Below are 5,219 nucleotides of genomic sequence, written 5' to 3' on the forward strand. Positions count from 1 at the left end.
CATCGGCCAGGACCAGAAATACTCCGTGCCGCCGGTGGCATAGCCGAAGTAGAAGAGCTGGAAAACACTCGTAAGGATCGAAATATAGCTCACGCCGGCCGCGAAGCTGGCGAACTTACCGATACTGCGGTCCAGCGACTGCGTATAACCAAAATCCTGCAGACCGCTCGAATCATGTTGCTTGAGTTCAGACATATGGGGGAAGTCCTTAGTCGAATCTGAATGGCTTTACAGCCAATGACTACGCCGTCGGGGTCATGGGCGAAGACGCTGCCAGCGGGGTCTAACTAGCGGCGGGCGGGGACGAACCTGTCGTGTCCGGGGAGGTTCTTGCTTACCCGATCTCCGACCTAAAGCAGGATTGCGGATCATCCCTGCGGCGTCTCCTGTGAAACAGATCACTACAGAGAGTACAGCCTTAATCCTCTCGTGCAACAGCTTTTATTCCTCTGAACTTTTTTCTTTGCTTTCCGAGCCTGGCCTGCGGAATCGACGTCGTCAGCTTTGCCGGACCGGTCCGCCATGGGGCGAGATCTCCTATTTACCGGGTTGAAAGCGGCCTTAAAGGTGGCCTCAAGCACCCAGGCAAACCCTGTCGAACCCAGGGGTTGGGAGGTTCCAAAACTGAACCTGCCAAAAGATTTCTTTTAAAAAGACTGGACTAGATGATTTACGTCGCGTAGGTTTGCTACTGCAACGAGAAAACGTGACTGGCATCACATCGGATATTCAGCACGAATCGTGCGCACCCAATCTTTAGCGGTTCTGATTTTTTGATGAACCTTGTTTTCGCATTGCTAATCATAGGAGAGACCATGGAAGCCCTCGTAGGTACTTTGAGCAAGGCCGGATCCATTCACAAGGTAGAAGGCGGTTATCGTGATCTGCCGTCGATGAACGAGCCCGGGACGGTCGCGGCGATCGCTGATTCACTGCACAACCCTGAAGGGTCGGTCATGAGTGCCGGCTTCTTCGAGCTGAAGGCGTCCGAGCCTTTGGTGTACACGTACACCTACGACGAAATGAAGGTCGTGGTGCAGGGCGAGTTCATCCTGACGGACCAGTCCACCGGGGAAGTGACCCACGCGAAGGAGCGCGATGTGTTGTTTTTCCCGAAGGGTACAACGGTGAAGTTCGAAACCCCTGAGTATGGTTTGGGGTTCTTCACCGGTCACCGTTCATTCGCGCCGTAAGGACTGACCCCATGTGTTCCATGTCCATGCCGCAGGCAGCGGTGGCTGGGCTGGAACCGGGTTTCCGCGGTGTCATCTGTGCCTCGTTCGGCCTTACAGGTGACACCGCGGGTTACGACCCCGGTGCCCAGCCCAGGCACGAGCTGCATTTTGACGCCGCAACCCCGGCAGCCCTTGCCGGGCTCAGGTCTGCGCTCGAACGTTCAAACGTCGGGGTCCGGCTTGTGCTCTCCGGTCCGCCGGCGGAAATCCGCGCAGCGGCAGCCCTCGCGGCTGACTGCGGGCTCCTCGATGAGGAAGTCACCCTTCTGGAGGCGCTGGCCGGTCCCCGGGTTATTTACTGCCCTCACTGCCACACCACCACGATTATGCAGGGGGACGGCGCCGAGGTGGAGTGCCAGGGATGCGCCACTACGTTGGCGGTCACTGACCACTTTTCCCGCCGCATGGGCGCCTACCTGGGTTACTCAGCTTACGCCGAGGAGGCATCATGACGATTACCGCGCTGCAAAGCAGTGTCCACCCCGCAGTGGAAGGCGGCCTCCGGCTTCAAGTCACCAACATCAGCGCCCAAACCGATTCGATCAGCAGCATCACCTTGGTCGACCCTTCGGGGGGAAGGCTGCCCTCGTACGTCCCAGGGAGCCATCTCGTCGTGCAGTACGGCAGCGGCGTCAATGCGTACTCCCTTACCGGTTCGGGCAATGCTCCGTCCGAATACATCATCTCGGTCCTGCGGGTGGACGAGGGTGCCGGCGGTTCCATCGCCATGCACCAGCTCGAGGTCGGCGACCTCGTGTTCGTCTCGTACCCCCGTAGCGCATTCGCCCCGGTGTCGAATGCCTCGCATCATCTCCTGGTTGCGGCCGGCATCGGTATCACGCCGATCCTCTCCCACGCCAGGGCAGCCTCTGACCGAGGCACCACGTCGTCCCTGATCTACGTCTACCGGCCCGGAGCCGGAGCCCACGTGGATGAAGCGAGGGAACTGATGGGGTCAGCGCTCACCGAATGCGGTGACCGCAACAGTTTCCAAAAGGTCCTCACCGAACAGCTCACCACCCAGAGCCTCGGCACCCACCTTTACGTCTGTGGCCCGGTCGACTTCATGGATTCGGTCCTGAACCAAGCACGCGAGCTTGGCTGGTCGCAAGCGAGGCTGCACTCTGAAGCCTTCGGCGCAGCCGAACTGGACGACGGCGAACCCTTCACGGTGAACCTGGTCCGGAGTGGCGTCAAGCTCGATGTTCCAGCCGGCGTCTCACTGCTTGAGACCCTCGAAAAAGCAGGCAAGACCATCCCCAACATGTGCCGCAAGGGCATCTGCGGCGAATGCGTCCTACCGGTCCTCCGTGGAACCCCGCAACATCGGGACCTTTACCTCACTGATGAGGAAAAGGCCTCCAACACCACCATGATGTGCTGCGTCTCACGCAGCGAAGACCCAGAATTGGAGTTGGACCTTTGAGCATCACTATCGACAAAGACTCTGAACTCGCCGTCCTGCCGGAACGGATCAGGAAGTTCCCCTTCCCATTCGCCAACGACTTCTACCGCTACAGCGCGAACGTCGAACCCGCAAACAAGGACGTGGCGACAGAAGTTGGCAACTGGGGCGCAGGACTCATCGACATTGACGAGTTCTACCACGAAGAACTGGCCGACCGAGAGGCGATCCTGAAGCGCGACCCTTCCCGCATGCAGGTACTGCCGCACATGCGCACCGCCGTGTGGGACTCGATCGCCACCCTGCTGCCCTCCATGGCCGCGGAAAACCCCGAGATCATGTCCTTCCAGCGCGACGGTGACACCTGCCGCTGGCAGAACTCCCTGCAGAGCCTCGACCTGGAATTCACCATGGGCGACGATGACTCGCTGCCCATGGAACCCATGCGGTTCCTGGGCACCCAGATCCAGGACGACATTGTGCTGCTGGACGTCCGCGAAAACACGATGTGGCTCGACGCCGGTCTGGTCACCTTTGCCGCTGACTGGTCCTTCGGTTTCGACGTCGGTATGACCTTTGCCGAAATCCACGGCCCTGTCCCGCGGGTCAAGGAAGAGAACATTGTCAGCCGCGCGGAAAAGTTCCTTCTTCGGCTGCAGCCGGGCGAACAGTTCCGCCGTACCAACTGGACCATGACCGTCGGCCGCCGCCTCGATACTTCCACGGAAACCTACCCCGAATGGGGCCCGGACCGCGGAACCATCGCCGACGACCCGGACATGCCCAACAAGCTCCACCTCCGCGTGGAAGTCCAGCACTTGATCCGCCTCCCGCACAGCGGGGTCCTGATGTTCCTGATCCGGAGCTACCTCCTCCCCCTGTCTGACATTGCCAAGGTTCCGTCCTGGCGGGAAAAGTTCGGCCATGTCTTGGCCGAGCTCCCCGATGACATGGCCGAATACAAAGGCATCATCCGCTACCGCAAAGCCGCGTCCGACTGGCTGCTATCCGGCAAGTCAGCCGCATAAACATCCGCACTAAAAACGAAAGTTCAAGGAGTAAAAGCATGACCATCAACAGTGAAGTGGAATCCGCCGTGGGTACGGCGCATCCTTTGGATCCTTTGTCGCGGGCGGAGATTTCGCGTGCGGTGGGGATTTTGAGGGAGGGTCCTGCTGCTGCGGAGTCGTTCCGGTTTGGCAGTGTGGAGTTGCGTGAGCCGGCGAAGGCCGAGTTGCGTGCCGGTGCCGCGGTGGTGCGTGAGGCTGATGCGGTGTTGATTGACCGGGCGACGGGGTCCGCGTTCGAGGCCGTGGTGGATCTGGACGGGGGCCTGGTGTCTTCGTGGACGCAGCTGGGCAAGGGGGTGCAGCCGCCGTTCATGTTGGATGAGTTTGATGAGTGCGAGGTCAATTGCAAGAAGGACCCGCGGGTGATCGAGGCGTTGGCCAAGCGCGGCCTGACGGACCTGGACCTGGTCTGCTTCGAACCCTGGAGTGTGGGCTGGTTCGGTGAGGACGCGCAGGGCCGGCGTCTGATGCGTGCCCTGGTGTTCGTGCGGGATGAGCCGGATGATTCCCCGTACGCGCACCCGATCGAGAACCTGGTGGTGATCTATGACCTGTCCTCGGGCCAGGTGGCGAGGATTGATGACAACGAGGCGATCCCGGTCCCGGCCGCGCGGGGTAATTACCTGCCCAAGTACGTCGGGGAGGCCCGGACGGATTTGAAGCCGATTTCCATCACGCAGCCCGAGGGGGCCTCGTTCACGGTCACGGGCAACCATGTGCGGTGGGCGGACTGGTCCTTCCGGGTCGGGTTCACCCCGCGTGAGGGCCTGGTGCTGCATCAGCTGAAGTTCCGTGACCAGGGCGTGGAGCGTCCGGTGATCAACCGTGCTTCGCTGGCCGAGATGGTTGTCCCGTATGGTGACCCGGCCCCGGTGCAGGCGAAGAAGAACGCGTTCGACTCGGGCGAGTACAACATCGGCAACATGGCCAACTCGTTGACCCTGGGCTGTGACTGCACCGGGGAGATCAAGTACTTCGACGGGATCACCACCGACAGTCACGGTAACCCGCTCACGATCGAGAACGCGATCTGCATGCACGAAGAAGACGACTCGATTTTGTGGAAGCATTTTGATTTCCGGGAGGGCACGGCCGAGACCCGCCGGAACCGGAAACTGGTGATTTCCTTCATCGCCACGGTCGCGAACTACGAGTACGCGTTCTACTGGCACCTGTTCCTGGACGGGTCCATCGAGTTCCTGGTCAAGGCCACCGGGATCCTGTCCACGGCCGGGCAGCACCCGGGCGAGAAGAGCCCGTATGGTCAGAACCTGAACAACGATGGGCTGTATGGTCCGATCCACCAGCACATCTTCAACGTGCGCATGGACTTCGAAATCGACGGGGTGAACAACTCCGTGTACGAGGTGGACACCGTGATCCCGGAAGAGAACCCGACGTTCACCGCGTTCAAGGCCGTGGACCGGCTCCTGGAAACCGAGCAGGCAGCGATCCGCAAGGCCGACACGTCCAAGCACCGGTTCTGGAAGATCGTCAACCACGAAAGCA

5 protein-coding genes and 1 pseudogene are annotated in these 5,219 nt (G+C 60.5%); 5 read left to right on the plus strand and 1 reads right to left on the minus strand.

The features are described 5' to 3' along the window. Nucleotides 1–195, minus strand: a pseudogene (locus tag E1809_RS26060) (amino acid permease); the annotation flags it as partial. 620 nt (nucleotides 196–815) lie between these two features. Between E1809_RS26060 and E1809_RS26065 the strand changes: the two are divergent. The 5 genes from E1809_RS26065 to E1809_RS26085 form a co-directional block, all read left to right on the plus strand. Beyond that, a complete protein-coding gene (locus E1809_RS26065) occupies nucleotides 816–1,193 on the plus strand; it encodes a cupin domain-containing protein (RefSeq protein WP_133207115.1) in 378 nt (125 codons plus the stop codon). Between the two features lie 11 nt (nucleotides 1,194–1,204). After that, entirely contained in the window at nucleotides 1,205–1,687 is a 483-nt protein-coding gene (locus tag E1809_RS26070) for a dimethylamine monooxygenase subunit DmmA family protein (RefSeq protein ID WP_133207116.1), read from the plus strand. Then, nucleotides 1,684–2,661 (plus strand): PDR/VanB family oxidoreductase, encoded by a 978-nt coding sequence (locus tag E1809_RS26075; protein WP_133207117.1) that lies wholly within the window; start codon nucleotides 1,684–1,686, stop codon nucleotides 2,659–2,661. Before E1809_RS26070 ends, E1809_RS26075 begins: the two co-directional genes overlap by 4 nt. Then, nucleotides 2,658–3,668 carry a heme-dependent oxidative N-demethylase family protein gene (locus tag E1809_RS26080; protein WP_133207118.1) on the plus strand — a complete coding sequence of 337 codons (1,011 nt, stop codon included), beginning with the start codon at nucleotides 2,658–2,660 and terminating at the stop codon, nucleotides 3,666–3,668. The genes E1809_RS26075 and E1809_RS26080 overlap by 4 nt, the downstream gene beginning before the upstream one ends. A 38-nt stretch (nucleotides 3,669–3,706) precedes the next feature. After that, nucleotides 3,707–5,219 (plus strand): primary-amine oxidase (locus E1809_RS26085; RefSeq protein ID WP_133207119.1); only part of this gene is annotated, 1,513 nt, incomplete at its 3' end.

Source organism: Arthrobacter terricola, assembly GCF_004354015.1.
In the GTDB taxonomy this organism is placed as follows: domain Bacteria; phylum Actinomycetota; class Actinomycetes; order Actinomycetales; family Micrococcaceae; genus Arthrobacter; species Arthrobacter terricola.

Coding starts and splice junctions, on each gene's coding strand:
- E1809_RS26065 (WP_133207115.1), top strand. CDS start 816: ATGGAAGCCCTCGTAGGTACTTTGAGCAAGGCCGGATCCATTCACAAG.
- E1809_RS26070 (WP_133207116.1), top strand. CDS start 1,205: ATGTGTTCCATGTCCATGCCGCAGGCAGCGGTGGCTGGGCTGGAACCG.
- E1809_RS26075 (WP_133207117.1), top strand. CDS start 1,684: ATGACGATTACCGCGCTGCAAAGCAGTGTCCACCCCGCAGTGGAAGGC.